The organism is Runella sp. R0.1_18, from assembly GCF_057652155.1.
Window position 1 is genome coordinate 1 of sequence record NZ_JBYFCK010000040.1, and the last position, 21607, is coordinate 21607.

General features: G+C 39.6%; 16 protein-coding genes. 9 read left to right on the forward strand and 7 right to left on the reverse strand.

Translation table 11 applies throughout. The annotated features are described in order from the left end of the window. From AC23P2_RS30410 to AC23P2_RS30435, 6 genes are all read left to right on the forward strand, one after another. Positions 1 to 727, forward strand: a 727-nt coding sequence (locus AC23P2_RS30410) for a hypothetical protein (protein ID WP_487776686.1), incomplete at its 5' end; no start/stop codon positions are given. 74 nt (positions 728 to 801) lie between these two features. Beyond that, positions 802 to 1188 (forward strand): hypothetical protein, encoded by a 387-nt coding sequence (locus AC23P2_RS30415; protein WP_487776687.1) that lies wholly within the window; start codon positions 802 to 804, stop codon positions 1186 to 1188. A gap of 82 nt (positions 1189 to 1270) precedes the next feature. Continuing rightward, on the forward strand, positions 1271 to 3265 hold the full coding sequence (locus AC23P2_RS30420; protein WP_487776688.1) for a hypothetical protein: 1995 nt from the start codon (positions 1271 to 1273) through the stop codon (positions 3263 to 3265). A 12-nt stretch (positions 3266 to 3277) separates the two neighbouring features. Continuing rightward, a complete protein-coding gene (locus AC23P2_RS30425) occupies positions 3278 to 6472 on the forward strand; it encodes a hypothetical protein (RefSeq protein WP_487776689.1) in 3195 nt (1064 codons plus the stop codon). Positions 6473 to 6483: 11 nt separating this feature from the next. Beyond that, positions 6484 to 8682, forward strand: a complete 2199-nt coding sequence (locus AC23P2_RS30430) for a hypothetical protein (protein ID WP_157607545.1) — start codon at positions 6484 to 6486, stop codon at positions 8680 to 8682. A gap of 158 nt (positions 8683 to 8840) precedes the next feature. After that, positions 8841 to 9446, forward strand: a complete 606-nt coding sequence (locus tag AC23P2_RS30435; protein ID WP_487776690.1) for a recombinase family protein — start codon at positions 8841 to 8843, stop codon at positions 9444 to 9446. 1583 nt (positions 9447 to 11029) lie between these two features. Here the strand turns inward: AC23P2_RS30435 and AC23P2_RS30440 are convergent. The 7 genes from AC23P2_RS30440 to AC23P2_RS30470 form a co-directional block, all read right to left on the reverse strand. Next, positions 11030 to 11272: a hypothetical protein gene (locus tag AC23P2_RS30440; RefSeq protein ID WP_487776691.1), complete on the reverse strand. Its 243-nt coding sequence runs from the start codon at positions 11270 to 11272 to the stop codon at positions 11030 to 11032. Positions 11273 to 11949: 677 nt separating this feature from the next. Then, positions 11950 to 12498 (reverse strand): recombinase family protein, encoded by a 549-nt coding sequence (locus AC23P2_RS30445; protein ID WP_487776692.1) that lies wholly within the window; start codon positions 12496 to 12498, stop codon positions 11950 to 11952. Positions 12499 to 12944: 446 nt separating this feature from the next. Beyond that, complete coding sequence (locus AC23P2_RS30450; RefSeq protein ID WP_003013318.1) at positions 12945 to 13808, reverse strand: aminoglycoside 6-adenylyltransferase AadS; 864 nt, start codon at positions 13806 to 13808, stop codon at positions 12945 to 12947. A gap of 175 nt (positions 13809 to 13983) precedes the next feature. Next, a complete protein-coding gene (gene tet(X) / locus AC23P2_RS30455) occupies positions 13984 to 15150 on the reverse strand; it encodes a tetracycline-inactivating monooxygenase Tet(X) (RefSeq protein ID WP_005783159.1) in 1167 nt (388 codons plus the stop codon). Positions 15151 to 15324: 174 nt separating this feature from the next. Continuing rightward, positions 15325 to 16401 (reverse strand): tyrosine-type recombinase/integrase, encoded by a 1077-nt coding sequence (locus tag AC23P2_RS30460; protein ID WP_487776693.1) that lies wholly within the window; start codon positions 16399 to 16401, stop codon positions 15325 to 15327. Beyond that, complete coding sequence (locus AC23P2_RS30465; RefSeq protein WP_350267433.1) at positions 16385 to 16783, reverse strand: single-stranded DNA-binding protein; 399 nt, start codon at positions 16781 to 16783, stop codon at positions 16385 to 16387. The genes AC23P2_RS30460 and AC23P2_RS30465 overlap by 17 nt, the downstream gene beginning before the upstream one ends. Before the next feature lie 4 nt (positions 16784 to 16787). Then, positions 16788 to 17387, reverse strand: a complete 600-nt coding sequence (locus AC23P2_RS30470) for a recombinase family protein (RefSeq protein WP_350267434.1) — start codon at positions 17385 to 17387, stop codon at positions 16788 to 16790. Positions 17388 to 17542: 155 nt separating this feature from the next. On the opposite strand from AC23P2_RS30470, the gene AC23P2_RS30475 reads away from it, so the two are divergent. The 3 genes from AC23P2_RS30475 to AC23P2_RS30485 all read left to right on the forward strand — a co-directional run bounded on the left by AC23P2_RS30475 (position 17543) and on the right by AC23P2_RS30485 (position 21604). Then, positions 17543 to 18967 carry a Mu transposase C-terminal domain-containing protein gene (locus AC23P2_RS30475; RefSeq protein ID WP_487776694.1) on the forward strand — a complete coding sequence of 475 codons (1425 nt, stop codon included), beginning with the start codon at positions 17543 to 17545 and terminating at the stop codon, positions 18965 to 18967. Then, positions 18960 to 19784 carry an AAA family ATPase gene (locus tag AC23P2_RS30480; RefSeq protein ID WP_350267436.1) on the forward strand — a complete coding sequence of 275 codons (825 nt, stop codon included), beginning with the start codon at positions 18960 to 18962 and terminating at the stop codon, positions 19782 to 19784. Before AC23P2_RS30475 ends, AC23P2_RS30480 begins: the two co-directional genes overlap by 8 nt. Positions 19785 to 19882: 98 nt before the next feature. After that, a complete protein-coding gene (locus AC23P2_RS30485; RefSeq protein WP_487776695.1) occupies positions 19883 to 21604 on the forward strand; it encodes a DUF4158 domain-containing protein in 1722 nt (573 codons plus the stop codon). Positions 21605 to 21607: the final 3 nt, after the last annotated feature.

Sequence of the window (21607 nt, forward strand, 5' to 3'; positions counted from 1 at the left end):
ACATTTTGAAGATGTAGAAAAATACCTGATTGAGATAGCAACTGACTACCTCAAAAGCCAAGGTTTCGAGCATTTGGTAGAAGACCCTGCTTGTGTATTTACCAAATTTTTTCCGTTTGGTTTTGACCAAATCACTTTTGATGTTTCAACAGTTATTCGTGGGAGTAGTGTAAAATATGTTCTCGTCAGAGGATATAAAGACATTGAAAAACACTGGGAGAAATATTATGAGGTAGTAGGGTACCCATTGACTTCTGATGTCCCTACAATAGGAACCCATGCGATTTTTATTGATAAAAAATATGAAAAATATCCAGATGATGCTATGATGTATAGCGGAGCAGATTTGATTAGGTATAACCACGAACGACAGGACGTAGAACAATATTTTGAAGAGTTCAAATGGCAATATGAAAATCTATTGATGCCAGTTTTAGAAAAATCAAGGGATGTAAGGTGGTTAGACCAAAAAATCAATGCCGAACCGCTGAAATTTAAAGATTTTGGAGAAATAGCTCCTATGGCACATAGTACTGAATTTCACAAACTCATTATAGCCAAGTTAGCAGGCAATCCTAGTTATGAGCAAATCTATCAGCTCGTCAGAGGCACGCTGGTAGAGTGGGCTAATGAAGAAGAGGAAGGCAAAAATATACTGGCTGCTTTTGATAAAGTCTATGAGGATTTAAAACAGGTAAAGCCTTTGGAAAATCCTATTTTAGAGTGATTATCAAAACCCATCCATCAACCTTTCATGACCTTCAACACATTCAATAATTCATTTCATTTAACCATTTATTTATGTTTAAACACCTTGCTGCTTTTTTCGTTATTGCTGTTTTATTTATCGGCTGTAGCTCCAAATCCGAGGAGTGCGTTGCCCCCACCATTGAAAAAAATCTGGTAGGTACGTGGAAAGCCGTGGTCATCGAGGATAGTGAGGAGTCGGGTACGGGCACGCTCACTTTCAATGCCGATGGCACTATCAACGATCCTGGGAATATATTTTTGGGCAGCCCCGTTTCAAAATCCACTTGGAAAGTAGTAAGCGGAGATGTAGAAACGACATTCTCTACCAATAGTGCTCCAATTTCGACAGTGTCGTTTACGTTCAAAGTCAAAGAAAACACCTGTACCAAAATAATCCTTGACGTGTTTGGTTTGTACACCGTCGAGCTTACGAAATAACACTCATTCATCCGTAGTTCCGTCGTTAGGTAGTTTTTATTTACTATTACGATGGAACTACTAGAAAAATAACCCGTAAAATATGCTAAAAATCTTTACTTTCATAGGGGCATTAGGATACCTTCTGAGTACGGAAGCATGGGGGCAGCAGCGCCCCGAGGTGCAGTTTACTCCCCGCCTCCAATCGGCCGATTCGGTGGTATTGTTTCACAGCGAAACTGACCAAAATGGCCCCAATGACATTTTAAAATCGCGCGGGCACATTCGCCACATCCGCTTCCAACCCTCGGGCGGGTTCGATGTGTTTGTTTGGCGGCAGCAAGTCGGTTATTTTGAAACCACCCCCAAACTCAAATCCCTCCCCAGTGGAATCAACGCCCTGCCGTCGTTGGTGCAGTTGCAATACGACCCCGCCAAAGGGCTGCGTCAGACCTCGCATCAGTACATCAACCTTAATAGCGGTTTTCAGCAACCCCTCAACTACCGCCTACTCGACCTAACCAGCGTTGTGGGGGGCGCAGCTACCCAAGGAAACGTGGTACTTACCTCCCATGATACCGCCCCAACGATGGAAGAAGTGCTCCGCGAAAAAGGCAATGACGCCTTCGCGTTCAAAAGTTACACCTGGCCCGTGGTCAATTACCTCGTTAGCCCCGACCGCAAAAAGGTGCTGATGAAGGTCGAACCCACGTATTTTGCCCCCTATCCTGCCGAAGACCTAACGGCTCCCGCTACCACCAAAGAACTGTTTGTCCTTTCGGACAAGTCACTGGCTGCCAACCAAGTAGGCCCGTTGGTCGTTTCTCGTCAAGAGGGGCGTCCCGTTATTACTGTTTTCAAAGCCCTTCCCACGCCCGCCTTTGTTACCCTCGATTCGACAGGCAAAGTGCTCCGTACAACCGAACTGCCCGAGTTGAAAGAGCGGGTTCTGTTGGCCTCCAATAGCATTTTGGACGCGGCCACGACGGGAGAGTGGGTCAGCGCCAACATGGGGGTCAGCCGCCAAGGCATCGACTACGTGTTTGGGGTAGAGCGCGGCTACAGTGGTTGGAAAGACGCCCAGTTTACGGTAGTTCGCGTACTTAACGACGGCACCATTGCCTTTCGCCATTCTTTCAAAGCCGAGTACGAAGGCTATAGCCCATCGGACAAAATCCAAGTAGCCTCTAACGCCAACGAGTGCATTGTCAACGTCACCTTGGGCAAAGGCATCATGAAGTGGGCCGAGTCGCTGACCAAAGTAACAAGCAAGGGCATCGTCTATACCGCTATCTTGACCAAAGACGACTACAAAAATGCGGGGTTGGTAACGGGTTACGGCTCAGGACTTACGAGCGAGGTACCCACCACGTACTGGTACTTACTGTCGCTTCCCAACGACGAAAACATGATTGTAGGAGAATATTTTTACGCAGGAAGCCCCATTTTTAGCTACCATGCCCTCCACCTAAACGCCAAAGGAAACCTGCTCCGCAACTACGCCACGCGCCGCTTTACCAGCAACCTCAACGTGCTGAGATACCTACACTGTGTTGCGTTGGCCGATGGCCGAGTTGTACTGACAGTCAACGAGCCCCTGGCTTTATCCAACGCGGCTTTGACTCCTTATTCCTTGCTCGACTATGAGCTTGCAGGCGGATACCCCGCTACCACCAAAGGGCTTTGGAGCGAAAAAGTACCAACAGTATTATTCAATCCCATTTCGGATGGCAACCGCGACGCCAAAGGGAGCGTCATGGGCAAACTCGAAGCCTTGGCCAACGAGTCGGCTGCGCCCCGTGCGGGTGAGGCCATTGCCAAAGACCGCCGTCCCAGCGAAGCCCCCGAAGCGCCTTACGTAACGTCGATGTTTGTGATTGACCCCAAAGCCCAAACATTTCGCCCTTACACCCTTGCTTACAAAAAAATGTACGTGATTCCGAGCCATCCCCACTGCCGAATCAATCGCCAAACGGGGGAGTTTATGGCCTGGGGACGTACCTTTCCCGATGCTCGCTCGCTTCCCATTCGACTTCCTTCGGGCGATACCCGACAAGGACGCGCCGTGTTTCTCAAAGTGCTCAAAGGACAACTGTAGTCAATTATAAGTATGAAAAAGAATTACTATCTCTGGTCTATTATAGGATGGTTGGTGTGGTCAACCAGCTGGGTGATGGCGGTTGAGCCAACTCGCACATCGCCGCGTACCATCGCCTTACCATCTTGGGGAGCGTCGTTTATTACGTCGGCAGCTGCTCCTGCCAGCGACGCCCAAATGGCTATTGTGAGCGATTCCTCCAGCTCAGAGCGGCAGAAAGCACGTAGTGTTTTTGCTGCTTTAGACGCCGAAAACCAATACCAAGATAGTCTTTCTTCTTTTGAAGACTTACGTGTCCTTCCGATTGGGATCCGAAAAAAAGTTGGCAACAATACGATTGAACTGGCCATTACGAAAGGGACAATCTACGCCAACAAAGCAGAGCTAACGGTCTATATCCGAATGACGATGCCCGTTTCGGATCCCAATTCAAGTGCCAAAGAACGTCAACTTTTCTTTGGTGCTGACCAAGTGGGTATTACGCGCTCAGGGGGGCTTACGGGTGATTTTAGGGCAGTCCTTCTTGGCGATTTTATTCTCCCGCTTCGAAGCTTCACCATCATACTTAAAGGCGGGGGCGGGCTTGCCCCCAATGGCCAAGTCAATGGCGCCGTTACTTATGCCCAATTTAGTTGCGGTAGTGGTTTTAAAGAAGCCCGTTTGGTCGCCGATGTTGTTTTTCCGAGAGACGTCCTCGTTCCCCTCGACCCCAGCCAAAACTTCGAACCTTTCCCTTCTAATCAGCGCGTTAGGGCTTCTTTTGATTTTTTTTCGACCAAAGGCCTGCACGATGTCTTGATTAGCCTCACCTTCAACACCCCCTTTGCCGTTGCCAAACATGAACGCTTTGCGTTTGTTGTCAGCAATGTTTCACTCGACCTCAGCACGGTCAATAACCCCACCAATTTTACCACCCCTCAAGGCTACCCAGTAGCTACCCAAGATCCCACTTGGCAAGGCGTGTATATTCAGCAGTTTAGTCTTATACTCCCCCCCGAATTTAAGAAAAAAACGACGGGCGAACGCGTGGGCCTCACTGCCCAAAACGTACTGATTGATAAACTTGGTTTTACGGGCACCGTCTCCGCAGGTATTGTAGGACAACCTGTTTTACCACTCGATCAAGGCGACGCCTCGGGTTGGAAGTTTGGCGTTGACCGCTTCTCAGTAAGTTTTATGACCAACAAGCTAGTGGGAGGAAGCTTTGCGGGACGTATATCTTTACCCGTCAACCCCGACGAATCGGGTGCTTTAGCTTACGAAGCGGCCATTGAACAAGGCGGAAACTATCGCTTATCAGTGGCCAACCTGACCGATCTGAATTTTAAGTTTATGCGGGCCAAAGCGACCATTTATCGTGGTTCGGAAGTAACCCTTGCGGTGGTAGATGGAAAATTCAAACCACGGGCGGTCTTGCATGGAGCGATGGGAATCTATTCAAACCTAGGTGATTCTGACGGTACCCCCATTGATACGACCAAAAATAATACCCTTACTTTTAAAGGTATCCGTTTTGAAAACCTAGTGCTTCAAACCGAATCACCCCGCCTCTCGTTTGGCATGTTGGCCTACGAACGAAGCGGAAGTAATATGGCCAATTTCCCTGTTGTTCTGGAAGAACTCTCCGCCAAGACCGAAAATAACTCGATTTTGATTGGCCTTGGCATCAGTGTCAATTTAATGAAAAGCGGAGAAGGGAAAGGCTTTAATGGTCGAGCCTTTTTAACTTTAGAAGCACAAGAAGTAAATGGTACGTGGAAATTCGTCGGCATTCGTCGTCCTATAGACATCGCTCTTGATGCTAGTGTATCTGCCTTTGAACTGCAAGGACGTATTCAGCTTTACGAAGACGAGACAGAGCGTGGTTTTAAGGGGGCGATAAAGCTCAAAATTAAGCCACCTAACAAGGAAATTCTTGTATGTGCACGGGCAGTTTTTGGATACAATTTTGTGGATCAAGAACGCTACTGGTACGTTGATGGGCTAGCTTCTGGGCTAGAAATCCCCATCGCAGGGCCATTGGTATTAGATGGTTTTGCGGGCGGGCTATACAGTAAGTTTCGCCCTATTGGAACGGGAGGCACCGCAGCTACTTCCCGCGATTGTGACGGCCCTAATACGGGGATTCCTTACAGATATGATAAAACCGTTGGTTTAGGTTTCCGAGCGGCCGTTTTATTGAAAGTGAAAAACTCAGAAAATGCGTTTCGAGGTAGAGTAGGTTTTGAGATAGTGCTTAATCGTAATTATGGAATCAGTACTATCGGCTTCTACGGGCATGGTGAGTTAATGGTAAGCAACCCCGACATTGCCTCTAATACCGCCCAACTTACCAAAAACTTCAAAAACGTTGCAAAAACCAGCAATGAAAACTCGGATAAGCCCATTTCGCAACCCGAAATGTTGCGAAAAGCAAGTTCGATTGATTCTAATACCGTTAATTCAAGACCCGCAGGAGCAATTGCTTTTTGGGTAGGATTGGTTTGGAACTTAGATAAAGGCGAACTTCACGGGGAAGCCGAAGCCTACGCCAATATCGGTTCAGTGATGCGAGGCATTGGCCCTTATGGGCGTATTGGGCGCGTAGAACTCCATTTTGATGCTCAAAAATGGTACATTCACGTCGGTAAACCCACTGATAAACTTGGGGTAATGGTTGGCTTTGGTCCTGTCGTTGCTCGCACAGGGATGTACCTTATGGTCGGACATGGCGTTCCAAATCAGCTTCCTGCTCCGCCTGTTCAAGTGACACAACTCATTCAAGTTCCGACTAGCAGTCTTACTCGACCTGCCTCAGACGCCCAGCAAATCCTTGATGGCAAAGGCTTTGCGATGGGACTTGACATTAACGTAAGCACTGGGCCACTCCAATTTGCGGCTCTTTATGGGCAATTTGGCGTAGGGGCAGGGGTAGATTTCTTGGCACGAAAATACAATTCATTTACGTGCGGATATGATGCTGGATCGAACGGAGTATATGCTGTGGGACAATTTTATGCCTATGTACAAGGAGAGATTGGATTGCGGGTTGGTCGTCGAACATTTACCATTTTTAATGCGGGTGTAGCAGGACTAATGCAGGGAGGCTTTCCCAATCCTGCCTGGTTTAGTGGTAGTGTAGGCGGGCGCTATTCTGTATTAGGAGGGCTTGTAAAAGACAAGTTTAATTTTAATGTCAAATTGGGTACACCATGCCAAGGAATATAATTCAGGAGTACATGAGAACATCAACTTTTTTATATCAACCAATACGTCGTACGCTCCTTTTGCTGAGTGTTTTAACTGGGTTGCTCGCTGGGCAACTCCAGGCCCAAACTACTGCCAAAACGGTATCTTTAATGGCCAAGAGTATTCAAATCACCGTCAATGGTTCTCCAAAAACAGTTGTTGCCTTGCGTTGGTTACCTGTTGGAGATACTCTTACGGCCAATAGTTCTGCCACTAACTATTATTTGAACGCTTGGGAACGCTTCAAAAATCGCAATGGCTATGTGATTGAAAGGCGAAATGTAGCTACTGGGACTATCGAACGAAGCATCACTATTCTACCCGATACCGTTGCCCTCGGAAATTGTGCTCGAAGCACCACCATGGGATTCGAGTCCGAAGTATGTGATTTACTTTATGGAGCACTGTACGATGTTATTGATTCATCTCCAGGAACCATAAATGGACAAACCATCGAAATCCAAGCCGCAAACGCACAGGAACGTCCTCAGCGATACAGCCTCACGGCCTTAGGCGCAGAAATGAGTTTTAAAGCCTCGCGTTTGGCTGGGCTTGGCTGGATTGACTCCACGGCGGTCGAAAATAGCAACTACGATTACCGTATTCGCGAAGCAGGAACGACCAATGCCGATACCGCAACCCGATCGCATCAGTTACGGATTCTAGCAGCTATCGTAGGACAACAGGCTCCTGCGGCTCCGTTGGCCACGTTTGGTGACAAAAAAGTAACCCTCAAATGGCGTTGGCGTAATCTTGCCACTACCCAATTGGCCTTCCAAAAAGCGTATTCTAACTACCATGTCGAAAAATCTACGACTTCTTCTACTGCGGGGTTTTCTCGGGTAACGACCAAACCCATTTTTTCATTTAGTGACCTGACTGACTCTCTCTATTTTAATACAACACTCGATACCAATGGCGTAACAAGGTTTTTCAGAATCGTAGGGCGTACCCCTTTTGATGAAGAAGTCAATTCAGGCGTTGTCTCTGGTATGGGAAAGGCTACTCCTCTAAAACTTTATCCACGCATTGACAGCTCAAGTATTTCGACCACCAATCAAGCTTATTTTCGTTGGGTATTTCCTTCTGACACCATTATAGCCAACGCTAATTCGCTCATCAAAGGCTTTGTAGTTCGTCGAACCACTGATTTAGCGAATTTTAGTATCATCAGTGGTACTTCTCTTTTGTCAGTGTCAAATCGTCAATTTTCCTTATCAAACGTAACTACCTCGGGCTATTATGTGGTAACAGCAGTTAGTACATCAAATGATAGCCTCAATTCCATTCCCGTTTTTCTTGAAACAATAGATGAAACCCCTCCCCAAGTACCCACAGGCTTAACCGCCACCTGGCAAGCAGCTACTAAGGGAGTAAAACTAACTTGGGTGGCCAACAGCGAAGTCGATTTATTGGGGTATAAACTGTTTAGGTCAAACTTAGCCGATGAAGAGCCCACACTCATTGCAGATTCATTGGTAAATGTTACCACTTTTATTGATACCCTTGTCAAACTTGATAACCCCCGCGCCTACTATTCTATTTTAGCGATTGATAAGCGTTATAATCATTCTGCACTATCTCCTAAAATTTCGATTCGCAAACCTGATCAGCGACCGCCTGCACGACCCCTATTCAAAGGATTTTCCATCAGTAATCGAACCATTCAGCTGGATTGGATAAGTAGCATTAGCACCGATGTCGCGACCTACAAACTGAGTCGAAAAACAAAAAATACGGTGGCATCGCCTACCCTGTTAAAAAGTTGGCCCAAAGCGAGTAGCCCCCAAACTTACGCTGATACTGCGTTGAATGTTGGGATATATACTTACTATGTACAGGCGATTGACTCCACCAACAATATGTCAACCGATAGCATTGATGTTGAACTCCTAAGCGTTGCTGTTGGTAAACCCCGATTAGACATATTTACCTCAAAAGCCGATACTATTTTTAAACAAATTGAACTTCGATGGACATACGACGTCGCCAACGTGGTTGAATTTGAAATTTTGAAAGCAGAAGGCGCTTCAAGTCAGTTGAGTAGTTGGAAAATTACGGATGGCTCTACCCGTTCTATTTATGATGACAATGTGGCAACGGGAAAAACCTATCGTTATTCCATTCGTGCTTTATTTAAAGATGGAATGAATTCCAATTGGAAAGAGATTTCGGTAGTTTTACAATAAACCTGTGTCCAAACAAACCCCCGTTTAAATATACTCTTTCCCAGTTTTGTTGGCTTCTAGCTAAAGTGCCCTTTTTTAGCCAAAAAAAGTCAATAGTTATTGTCCATTTATCAAAGTATAGTTATTTTTAAATTTTATTACCATTAACTATACAATTTATGAAAATTGGTTACGCCCGTGTCAGTACCAAAGACCAATGCCTCGATTTACAAACTGATGCCCTCGCCAAAGCGGGCTGTGAACATGTATTCACCGAAACTGCTTCAGGAGCCAAGTCAGATCGACCTGAACTTTTGAAAATGCTTGACTTTGTTCGCACGGGTGATGTCGTCGTCGTTTATAAACTCGACCGACTCGGGCGCTCGCTGAAGCACTTACTCGACGTCGTTGCTTTGCTCAACCAAAAAGGGGTTGGCTTATTTTCCATCAACGACGCCATTGACACCACGACTCCTCAAGGAAGGCTGTTTTTTAATATCTCAGCCAGTTTTGCTGAGTTTGAACGGGACCTCATTCGCGAACGTACCAAATCAGGCTTAGAAGCTGCTAGGGCCAGAGGAAGAAAAGGAGGGCGCCGAGCGGGTATGACCAAAGAAGCAATCAATAAAGCCATCTTAGCCGAAGCCTATTACAAAGAAGGAAAACTTGGAGTCAATGCCATTGCCCAAGAAATCGGTGTTTCCAAAATGACCCTCTACAAATACCTACGGCATCGAGGTGTAAAAATTAGTACCTACAACAAAACAACAAATGGCAATAACTAATCAAAAACCGCCAAGCCATATTGGTTTATCTAAACGTCGGTTCTGCAAAATACCCCCTCCCAAACGCTAGAATCACCGTTTTTTCAATATGACACCTTCTAATAGGCTATAAGTCAAAGCGATTTTAAGACCGATATTCGACATATTTTTTCATTCTAAAATCAGCCATTTTTTTACAAATTTTCTTCTTTGCATACACGCCTATACTGGTAATACATTGGTAATACATTGCCATCACACTGGTAATACATTGGATATATACAAGACGTATATGATTTTCAAAAACGTATAACTCGTTGATTAACAATCTTAATGAATATACCCATTACCATTTCCAAGAAAAATCATAAAAATGGTGTATAAAGCATTATACTGGAAATAACCGAAATTACCGCGATATACACTACGTATATATCAATCAAGTAAATACCCATCAACCCATTAGGTTCAGGCTGATTTTCCATGGATTTTGGTATCGTTTCTTTGAGAATAAATTCCTTTATTGACATTATCAAGGTACATTAAAAAATGTAATGATACGTAATGAAACATAATGAATCGTAATGATACGTAAGCCCAGTTTAAACATAATATTGCAGCGCAATGAGGTTCTTATAGTAATTGGGGAAGGGACAACATTGGCCTCCATTAAAGATACGGGGGTAATGTTCCACGATATTGAGTTAACTATTTGTAATGTAGTGTTCTAAGTTCAAAATTTCACTTTTTCTTTTATAAAATCCTTTTTTGAAAGCTGCAAAAGGTTAATTGCCAATTCCATTAACTGTTGGAATCTGCTTCATTTATCAGAAACTTTGGCAGAATCTAAGAAACCAGCAGACCGCGAAGCATTACTAAAAAACATACTGGCTACATCTACCACAGTTGGGAGCATATTAATTTGCTTGGGGAGTATGATTTTTCAGAAAAGATAGATTTTCAAACCTTCAATCTTGATAACATCTTTAAAGATGGCGCTGAGATTTGAATACAGCTGATCTATACTCCGCCAACTTTGCTACGTCAAACCCGTGGCGCTTTTTGTACTAACTTTTAATTTAACCCAAAAATACCTCACCCATTCTGTTGGTTAGCTTGCGTAAAATCAAACACTTTGTCCTGACAAAGTCATGGCTTGCTAACGCTTCGCTTTCTTGTTAATCTCTCATAATCTCCTTTTATATCCGATAACCTCCTCTAAAGAGCTGATGATACGGTAGTGATGGGAAATCTCGTACGAATTTTGGCGGCTCCCCAATATAGCCTTGTAGGCAAAGAAGAAAATTTGTAAAAAAATGGCTGATTTTAGAATGAAAAAATATACCGAATATCCCCCTAAAATCAGAAAATAGGTCAAGAATTGAGACAACTCTAAAAGTAAGCGCGAAGCGCCATAGCGTGCCGAAGGACGCAAGCCGCAGAAGGCTTGCAAAGCGAAGCTGCGGCCTGAGTGCGCAGACGACCACAGCCGAAATTAGGCAAAAATCACCTTCAACGCCTTCTCTATTATCTTTTGTACTTTTTAAAAGTAAATGAGGTTCTTCTTCCAAATCTGCGAAAAACGGCGGTTTGGAAGAAGAACCTCAAAGTACCTCAGCTTGCAGGTCTTCAAGAGTAATGCCTAATTTTCCCAAAACGTCAGGAGTCGCTTTGATAAAGATGCGGCGGGTTTTAGGCCACACTTCCACGGCCAACCCCAGAGCAGAGTAATAAACAGGCCAGTTATTCTCAATGGCTTCTGCGACAATGGCATCAGCAGTAGTCTGTAGAGCCGCGTTAACTGTAGCCAATAAACGGCTAGTTGGGGGAGAGTCTATATTTTGCATTTTTGTTTTATCTAAAAAAGTTAACCTATTCGTTAACTCCAAAAGTCCTGACCCTATAGGCTCCTAAGGGGTCAACGGAAAGACCTTTGTCAGGAGACGGAGTTACTTAGAGGTGCTTGCACCGTAAGTTTTGCCTTGGCAAAAACACATCTTACTCCCCTTCACAAAGTAAATTGTTATACCCCTATTTCCCCAAATCAAAACCTTTTTTTCAATATTGTCTTATTATTGTCATAATATTGCTTAAATACACAAACATTGCTCTAATATTGAGTAAATATTGATTTAATATTGTCTTATTGATTTCAGACACATGAAATCAAAGAATTAAAGTAACAATCATTAGAAGCGCAAGTACTTTGAAACATTCTGGCGAATGTTACCATATTAAAGGGCACAGGATTTACTTTTCATCCTGTTCATAATTTCCTCTTCATCAAAGTGTTAAATTTCTTATTTTACTTTTGACCCCAATCGGTAGTTCCAACCATATCTAAAATAAACTTGCCAAAGCCACTCTGGAAAATCAAGTTGTTGCATTGCATAGTCTGCACGAATCCATTGATACATCTACTTCGACAGGTAAATTGATGTTTCATCTTTCGGGGTCTTACCCGAATTTGAACGCAACTTAACTGAGGTTCTTTCTGCAAATCTGCGGAAAACGGCGGTTTTGATTAACGATTTAGATATTTATAGAGAGTGGGTTTAGTAATTCCTAAAGTTTGACAGATTTCATTGATAGTATGCTTTTTAGAATCATACATACTTTGAGCTGTCTTTTGTTTGGTTGCATCTAATTTATGTTTTCTTCCTCCTTTGATACCTCTTGCTCTTGCCGCTTCGAGTCCCGCCTTAGTTCTATCAATAATTAGATTTCTTTCAAATTCGGCTAATGCTCCAAAGATGTGAAAGACTAATTTGCCTGATGATGTAGCCGTATCAATACTTTCCTGCAAAGATTTAAAGGCAATTCCTTGTGAATCAAAGAAATTTACAATTTCAATCAAATCTTTTAGGCTACGCCCCAATCTATCTAATCTCCAGACGACAACCGTATCACCTACTCTACAATGTTCTTTCAATTTGTCCAATTCAGGGCGTTCAGCAACTTTACCACTAATCTTGTCAACAAAGATTTTTTGGCAGCCAACACTTTTTAAGGCATCAACCTGAAGTGTAGGGTTTTGGTCGAAAGTCGAAACTCTGGCGTATCCAATAAGCATAAAAAGTAAATTAATTTATCAACGTGTAAAAATATTTTACTTTGAATACTTAACCTAATTTATTTACCAAAATGTAATACCTTCCTTTATTATTTTGTCACTTTTACCGATATTTTGCTTGAAAATTTTATAATTATTTTGCCTATAAAGAATAACATTCAAGGCTTTGTAGAAGCGGTCAATTAGACTTCAGTTAATCTTTTAATGACAGCTCTGAAAAACTAAACGGGGTCGCCCGTGCGATTGAAAATAAAAACACAAGTTCAATATCATTTATCTGGCATAAACAAAAGATTGGATATATATTAGCTAACGTGCCGCGTATTGGCGATGGGCGGGATTTTTAGCACTGAACTTTAATCGAAGAACAGAAGTTGAATTTTGCACTTCCGTTGATACGAAGCCGTTCAGCCCGCCTATTGCCAATACGATGTTGTACGACGTAGTTATGTTTTGGGTTTTAGTCCAGCTAAATATTTTCGTATGTCATTTTCTAATTTATCCGGGTATTTGTACTCTAATTTTTTTGACAATTCAGTTCCTATTTCTGAAACTAAATCAGTCATTGAAAATAGAGCAGTCCAATTTTCCTTTATATCGCTCCCTGAAAATGTTTGTTCTGTTTTAGCCCACATTTCCTGGTTAAGATACTTTTTGAAAAGCCGTCCATATTTATTGGTCGTTATGTTCCAATTGTGTTCACTTGCAATGTGCCATTCAATTAAAGGAATTAAATATTCTGTGCGAATAACGGTTTCCGACATAAATTTCGCATAGAATATTTCATCTCTCACAAGACACTTTGCCACGTAAGTTGTGTCCCACCAAAAATCGTTTATTAGATTTTGAAACTCTTTTTCAGACGGTTTTTTGATAATGGAAATTTGATAAGTTGGTTTCAGCATTTGCTTTGTAATACCATCTTTATCAATTAAAATTTTATAACCAATATCCCAATCTTCTGGTAATTCTTTCTCTTGCGTTTCCTTTATAAATTTTGATTTGCTGTAAAGTTTAAAATCTACTTTCACACCGTCTTCATAAAGTAGCATTTTCATTGCGTGTTTATGGTTAAAACAACTTTCGTCTTCTTCAATCATAGCAATTGGATTTCCGAATTTAAGCGTCCAGCTTTTGTCTGAAATGTAATTTGTATTATCCTCAAAAACAAATTCAATGTCTAAATCACTAAATTCGTCAACAAGTGCTAAAGGATTTACAAGTGAACTTGTCAGAAGAAGAACTCTTACATCTTCGTTTTTCTCCGACCATTCTATAATTGTTCTTAACTTTTCTTCTCTGACTTTCATTTTGTTTGGTTCGGTTTTACTATGTCGTACAACGGCTGGCAAATTGGCGATGGAGCCGACTTTTAGCACAAATGTTGAATAGAATTACTAATCTTCAACATTGCACAAAAGTTCAATAGAAGTACTTCACCGGCTCTATTGCCAATTTGTTTGTTATGTGCCGTTTTATTCCATTTTATACATTTAACAATTGCTGAAACGTAAAGTCGGGTTTAAACATTTCAATTTCGTTTTGAGTTGATTCTTCTTGTGCTTCTTTGCCATAGATAAACATTTGCTGTTCATAATTTTTAACAGCCTCTTCAATGCTATTAAATTTTCCATCGGCTAGATTATCAGACAATATCAAGGCATCCACCAACCCACTATTTACTCCCTGCCCTGCAAAAGGCGGCATCAAATGTGCGGCATCCCCAATCATTGTTATGGGTAATGGGCGCTTGCTTTTCCAAGGCTTTTCTAAAGGAAATATCCGTGTAGCCAATCCTACAAATGACAACGTCGTATGAATCAATTCTTTGTAGCGTTCGTCCCAATCGGAAAATTCTTTCAGAAGAAAATCAACGACACTATTTCTGTTTTGAAAATCTACCTGCGTTTGGTTTTTCCATTCATCAGGTGTTTTAAAACTTATTCCAAAATGCAATGCACCATTATTATTGGGGTTAGCAAATAATAAATTACCTTGGTGAGATGCCATTAGCCGGTTTCCATTGCATAGCTGAAAAAATCCAGGACAGTTTATCTCTGGTTGATGAATATCGGCTTGTATATTGAAAGTACCTGTTTCTTCAACTTCCGTGTCGGTAACAAATTTTCTTACCTTGGACATCCCGCCATTGGCAAGAATAACCAAATCTGCTGTTTCACTCGGTTTATTCTCAAAAGTTAGTGTCCACTTCTTCTTACCAGGTTCAAGCATAACAAGTTTTCTATCCCAAATAACCGTGTCGTTTTCTAAACTATTCAACAAGATAGCCCTTAAGTCATTTCTGTTTATTTCAGGATTGTCAAATCGATTTTCGGGCTTTACATTTTTTGTGGATAAAATATTGCCTTTTTTATCAGCAATATTTACACCCATTGGTAAGGCTAAGTCATAATAAGTTTGTAACAATCCCGCTTTTTTCATTGCTTCCTGACCTGAACCTTTGTGTAGGTCAAGGGTTCCACCAAAAATTCTTGCCTCTCGGTCGTTGTCTCTTTCGTAAACTGAAACGTCTATGCCGTTTTGCTGTAATAATTTTGCCATAGTCAGTCCAACGGGTCCACCACCAATTATTGCAACGTTCTTATCACTAAGTAAATTCATTTGTTTGTCTGTATCTATTCGCATTGTCATTCAAAAATGGCCCATAACTCTCTAATATACGAAAGTTTTGTCGTACTTTTTGTATTGTTTGGTATTAAACTAAGATTTCGTTGTATTATTTTTGTCGTACAATATTTTTACTAACCTTTTTTGTAAAAATATTGTATCCATAAAACTATAAATTCCTCTCAAAAATTCCAAACATTATTCATCTATTAAATTCAATTGGTCAAAAGGGCTAACAATATTTTCTATTGTTCGGTTACTCACATGAGTATATCTTAGTGTAGTCTTAATGTCGTTATGACCTAATAATTCTTGAATCAATTTAATGTCAGTTCCTCGCTCGTGCAGATGCGTAGCATAACTATGTCGAAGACTATGAAATGTTACATCTTGAATAATCTTCGCCTCATGTTTTGCCCTATGAAAAATCTGTTGAAGGCTTCTCGTACTGTATTGTTCTTCTTTATATTGTCCTTCAAAGAGCCAATATGTTGGTTTGTAGGCAAGGTAATATTTTCGTAAGAGTTCCAAAATTCCTTGTGATAATGAAACAATACGGTCTTTTTTACCTTTTGCCCCTTTGATATTTATCACCATTCGTGCCGAATGAATGTCTTTCACTCTCAGGTTTACAACCTCACTTACTCGCAGTCCCGCCGAATAAGCCAGATAAAGCATTGTTTTGTGTTTGAGATTCTCTAATTTTGAAAATAATTTTTCTACCTGACTCAATGCCAGCACATTTGGTAATAACAAAGGCTTTTTGGGTCTGGGTATTTCATAGAAAAACTTTTCACGACCTAAAACTTTCTCATAATAAAACTTAATAGCATTGATGCGACTATGAAGCGTGTTTTCAGATAGCTTTAAAGTATTAGTACAGTAAAGAAAATAATCTCTCAGCCGAGTTGCATCCAATTCGTCCACATTTTTATCTTTCAAGATATAAAGCAACTGAGCAAATTCATTCTTATAAGTCGTTATTGTGTTTTGACTATAAGCCTTTAATTGTAAAGTTTCAATATACTTTTGCAATGCTTTTTGATTTACTTCATGAATATTGAAAAGTGCCTCTTTCCCAATGGGAGATTTTGGGGATAATCCAAATTTTTCACGATAAAAAGCAGAATCCAATACATACCAAGCCTTTTTTGAAAAACTCCATCGAACGCCTACCAAGTTCTTAATACGCTCATTTAGGGAAATATCATAATCAAAATAAATGAAAATAACTTCTTTACCCCTATGTAAAGCAAATTCATAAGTTACTTTCATGATTATTTTCCTCTATTTTTTTGTCTAACATTATTAATTGTTCAGCAATTATTTCAGTGACATATCTTTTTATACCATCTTTTCCTTCAAAGTTACGGGTTTTTAATTTGCCTTCAATAAAGACCAAACTCCCTTTACTTAAATATTTATGAGCTAATTCTGCTAAACTTCTCCAAAGCACAATACTATGCCATTCAGTGTTTGAATGTGATTGTCCTTTGTCATCTTTATAAATTTCGGTAGTCGCCAGTGAAAACTTGGCAACGCTAATACCTCCCTCTAAAGTTTGACACTCAGGGTCTTTTCCTAAGTTTCCAATAAGTGATACCTTGTTGAGACTTCTCATTATTTCTATTTTACAATTTTGATATTTCTTACTCAAAGACTTATTTTAGTTGGTTTTTCTGCAACCAGTTAAAAAGATTAGACTCAGACGAGTTATATCTTTTAGCAATGAATTTTTTAGTTGAACCATTACTGAGAAGAGCTTCAATCTCAACTTTATATTTATCCAATTTACTTTTCCCAGCTCCAACAGGTCTTCCGAGTTTTACCCCATTGGCTTTTTTTGTTTGCAGAGCTTCTTTTGTTCTTTTCGAAATCAAATCTCTTTCAATTTCAGCCACCATCGAAAACACCATCGCCATTACCTTACTTTGAATCGTATCATCTAATTGCCAATTACCTTTTACAGTATAAATCTTAATTCCTTTCTGAGTAGCTATCGAAATTATTTCCATGCACTCAAGCATACTTCTGCCCAGTCGAGAAAACTCACTTAATAGAATTGTGTCACCCGAAATGAGTTGTTCAACAATATCTCCGATTTTTCTTTGTCTCCAATGAATTCTGCCCGAAGCCTTTTCTTCTACGAATTCAACTTTACCTAAATTTTTATCATTGGCAAGGTGTAGTAATTGTGATTTGTTTTTTTCGAGGTCTTGGTCGATGGTAGAAACCCTTAAATAAGCGACATTTCTTGGCATAATTTTGATTATTCGATAAATAGATATTAATTTGAATTATACTGGATTAAAACATTTTGTAATATTAGGAATTTTCATCTAATTATTCAAGTGGTATATATGAACGTTTTTATTGGTGTAATTTATAGAGAGTATATGTTAAATCATTTAATCAAATGGCAAAACTTACTTCACTCGAAAAATACAGAATCATTGAGCCTATTTTAAATAAACGGGCAACAATTGTTTCGGTTTCAAAACTGCATAGGATTCCAACAAGAACTCTTCGTCATTGGCAAACGATTTTTAACACAAATGGGATTGATGGACTGAATAGAAAAAAACGTGTTGACTCAGGTAAACAAAGAAAAATCCCTAAAATTGTTGAAAGCTATGTAGAAGCCTTCCTTCTACAAAAACCGCCTCTAAGTATTAAAAATGTTTATCTTAAGGTAGCTCAAATATGTAAAAGAGAATCATTGCCGACTCCTTCATATAATTGGGTTTATCAATATAGCAAAACAATTTCACCTGCATTATTAACTCTTTCGCAAAAAGGAAGTAAAGCTTACAAACAACAATTTGAATTGCTACATCGGAATGAATGTGGTTTACCTAATGAACTATGGCAATCTGACCACACGCTTTTGGATATATGGGTCATTAATCCCAAAGGTGTGATTGTTAGACCTTGGTTAACTACTGTATTAGATGATTTTAGTAGGGCAATTTGTGGGTACTTTTTATCAGAAGCTTCTCCTAATGCGACCAACACTGCTTTGGCTCTTCGGCAAGCTATTTGGTCAAAAAAGCATCCGCAATGGAAAATTTGTGGTATTCCAAATAAATTATATACTGATAACGGTTCTGACTTTACTTCAGACCATATTCTTCAAGTATGCTTAAAACTAAAAATTGAATTAATTCATTCTTTACCTGGTAACCCAAGAGGAAGGGGGAAAGTTGAAAGATTTTTTGAAACCCTAAATAAAAGGTTATTAGAAACTATGCCTGGGTATTCTAAACATGATAAACCAAGCTCAACTCCAACATTGACACTTAGCCAATTTGAAAGTAAGTTAGATGAGTTTATTATTATAGACTATAATAATCAATCTAAAAAAGGAAAGCTATCCCCCTGTCAACTATGGCAAGGAAATGATTCTTTCCTTCCCCAAATGCCATCATCTTTAGAAGATTTAGATAACCTAATGTTACACGTAGATAAAATTAGAAAAATCCAGAGAGATGGTATTCGTTTTTTAGGCTTACGGTATATTTCCTTAACATTAGTAGCTTTTGTTGGAGAATATGTAATCATTAAATATGACCCAAGAGATTTAGCCGAAATTAAAGTGTACTTCTCCGATGGCAACTTTCTATGCAAAGCTATTTGTCAAGATATTGCTGATTTGACTGTAAGTATGAGAGAGCTACTTTCGGCTCGTAAAACATTTAAAAAGCAATTAGATGACAAAATTAAAGATGCCAAGATGCTACTAAGACATTTAACCAACCAGACTCCTACAACTATTCATGAAAAAAAATCATCAAAGTCATCAAAAAAGCTACCAAGCCTAAAAATATATAATAATGAATGATATTTACTCAACCAAACCATTTATTCAAACTAAAGAATATAAAAGGTTCGTAGAATTTGCTCAAAGTTGTATGGAGTATAAATATATTGGTATTTGTTATGGCAATCCTGGGGTTGGTAAAACTTTTTCTGCCCATGAATTTACACACCCTGAAGTATTTGACTATTATGAATACAATATTGATTTTAATGTGCCACTTCCACAAAAGGTCAAAAATAATTTTCATAAATGCAACGGCGTCTTTATGACTGTCCCTGTTTGTAACACCCCTAAAATAATCAAACATATTGTTTATAGTAAAACATTAAATTATGGTAATGCCGCTCTACGTATTAAAGATGAAAGAGATTTGAGGGTGTTAGTAATGGAAGCTCCTAAACAATGTCCATTATTAATTGTAGATGAAGCAGATAGGTTGAATTATAATGCCTTAGAAGAACTTCGGGCTTTATTTGATGAATATCAGTTTGGGTTAATTTTGATGGGGATGCCTGGAATAGAAAAAAGGTTATCAAGATATGCACAACTTTACTCTCGTATAGGTTTCCTCCATGAGTTCAAGTCTATTACAAAGGATGAAATGATGTTTTTATTTGAACAAAAATGGAAAAAACTTGGACATCAATTTAAAGCAAATGTATATTTAGATGTTGAAGCAATGAATGAGATTATTAAGATAACTCATGGAAACTTTAGGCTTATTTATAGAATATTCGACCAAATAGAAAGAATCATGAAAATAAATAATCTTCAAAGTATCAATAAAGAACTAGTTGAAGCTGCAAGAAATTGCTTAGTTATTGGTGACTTTTTATAGGCAAAATAACTCTAAAATTTTCAAGCAAAATATCGCTGAAAGTGACATATTATTTTTTCATCTTTGGCAAAGTAAATCAAACCCTCCTTTTCTTTACTATGCCTATCACTTTTTTAACTACTCAAGAAAAAAATAAATATCAGGACTTACCTGCTGTTTTAGAAGAGAATGCACTCAGGCAATATTTCCACCTAACAAAAAATGATTTAGATTTTCTTGATAGGTATCATGGTTATGTTAATCGTTTAGCCATTGCTTTACAAATTGGCATTGTTCGTTACTTTGGATACTTACCTACTTCATGGCAAATAAATGTTAGTACGCAACTACTAAATTTTATGGGCTTTGAGTTAAAAACAAAGTTTCCAATAGTAATTAACATAGAAGATTATGGAAAACGAGAAAAAACACGCACCGAACATTTACAAGAAATACTCAAACACTTAAATTTTCGTAAATGGCAACCCTTGATAGATGTACCCATTTTTGAGCAGTGGCTTGTCGAACAAGGTATGGAGCATGATAATGAACGGTATTTGTTAGCTATGCTTTGTGAGAAATTACATCGAGAAAAAATACTTCGTCCTGCTATCGGCACATTGGAAGCCTTAGTAGGGGGCATACGAGAATATTTAGAGCTCGAAACCTATCAACGTTTGTCGTTTCTTTGGACAGATGATTTTGGGAAAAAATTAGATAGTTTGTTAGAGGTTGACACTCAAAGAAAAATAACCCCGAATGGATATTCGCTACATCGCTGGCTTTGTAATGTTCCGCCCATAAATAGTGCCAAAGAAATCAATCGTATGTTTGAGAAAGCCGACTTTTTAACTGAAATAGGTGCTAAATCCTGGGATTTATCCAAACTTTCTGAAAACAGAAAGAAGCAATTAGCTTATGTGGCAAGAACTACAACTAATACTGATTTAAAACGTTTCAAAAAAATAAGACTTCATCCTATGTTGGTCTGTTTTCTCAGGGAAATATTGCTGGATACAACTGATATGATTTTGGTGATGTATGCTGATTATTGGCAACAAATGAGCAATAAAGCTAAAAAGGCATTGGATATGTGTTTGTTGGAAGATGCAAAATCACACCAAAAAGCCATCAAAATTGTAACCCAAACAAGCCAAATAGTAGTTGATGAAAGCATTGAAGACCCACACTTACGCCCTAAAATCTATGAAAAAGTACCTAAAATGCAGATTCAGGATGCACTGCAAATGCTTACAGAAAAACAATTGAAAACGTATTCTCACTTGGCATTTTTGAAGAATTCATACTCAACAATGAAGCAATTTACCCCTAATTTGTTGGCAAAATTTGATTTCAAAGTAGCTTTTACAAAAGATAATTTTGATTCAGCATTAACTTTGGTAAAAGACCTGCAAACAGGTAAGAAAAGGAAAATCCCCCAAGATGCCCCCATGAATTTTGTGAGTGCCAATTGGCAAAAAATTGTTGTTCAAGGTGGAAGAGTTCATCAACAGAACTATGAGCTTTGTGTACTTTCATTATTAAAAGATAGGTTACAGTCGGGCGATGTGTATTTAGATTTATCTCGCAAATTTACTAACCTTGAAAGCCTTCTGCTTGAAAAGAAATATTGGGAAACACAGCAGGAACGCATTTGCCAAGAGTTGGCATTGCCTGATTTATCTTCAAAAATTGATGAGAAAGTAAAAGAATTGGCTGATTTATTGCCCAAATTGTCAGAAAAGTTGGCTCAAGCTAACGATATTCGGCTGCAACTCCCGATTCGGGCCAAAAGTAAGATAGATCAGAAGCCAAAGGTTAGAAGGCTTTTAATAAATTAAGGT

Bases quoted from the DNA above. Each gene is read 5' to 3' on its own strand.
- AC23P2_RS30415 (WP_487776687.1), top strand. From the start codon at position 802: ATGTTTAAACACCTTGCTGCTTTTTTCGTTATTGCTGTTTTATTTATC.
- AC23P2_RS30420 (WP_487776688.1), top strand. From the start codon at position 1,271: ATGCTAAAAATCTTTACTTTCATAGGGGCATTAGGATACCTTCTGAGT.
- AC23P2_RS30425 (WP_487776689.1), top strand. From the start codon at position 3,278: ATGAAAAAGAATTACTATCTCTGGTCTATTATAGGATGGTTGGTGTGG.
- AC23P2_RS30430 (WP_157607545.1), top strand. From the start codon at position 6,484: ATGAGAACATCAACTTTTTTATATCAACCAATACGTCGTACGCTCCTT.
- AC23P2_RS30435 (WP_487776690.1), top strand. From the start codon at position 8,841: ATGAAAATTGGTTACGCCCGTGTCAGTACCAAAGACCAATGCCTCGAT.
- AC23P2_RS30440 (WP_487776691.1), bottom strand. From the start codon at position 11,272: ATGCAAAATATAGACTCTCCCCCAACTAGCCGTTTATTGGCTACAGTT.
- AC23P2_RS30445 (WP_487776692.1), bottom strand. From the start codon at position 12,498: ATGCTTATTGGATACGCCAGAGTTTCGACTTTCGACCAAAACCCTACA.
- AC23P2_RS30450 (WP_003013318.1), bottom strand. From the start codon at position 13,808: ATGAAAGTCAGAGAAGAAAAGTTAAGAACAATTATAGAATGGTCGGAG.
- AC23P2_RS30460 (WP_487776693.1), bottom strand. From the start codon at position 16,401: ATGAAAGTAACTTATGAATTTGCTTTACATAGGGGTAAAGAAGTTATT.
- AC23P2_RS30470 (WP_350267434.1), bottom strand. From the start codon at position 17,387: ATGCCAAGAAATGTCGCTTATTTAAGGGTTTCTACCATCGACCAAGAC.
- AC23P2_RS30475 (WP_487776694.1), top strand. From the start codon at position 17,543: ATGGCAAAACTTACTTCACTCGAAAAATACAGAATCATTGAGCCTATT.
- AC23P2_RS30480 (WP_350267436.1), top strand. From the start codon at position 18,960: ATGAATGATATTTACTCAACCAAACCATTTATTCAAACTAAAGAATAT.
- AC23P2_RS30485 (WP_487776695.1), top strand. From the start codon at position 19,883: ATGCCTATCACTTTTTTAACTACTCAAGAAAAAAATAAATATCAGGAC.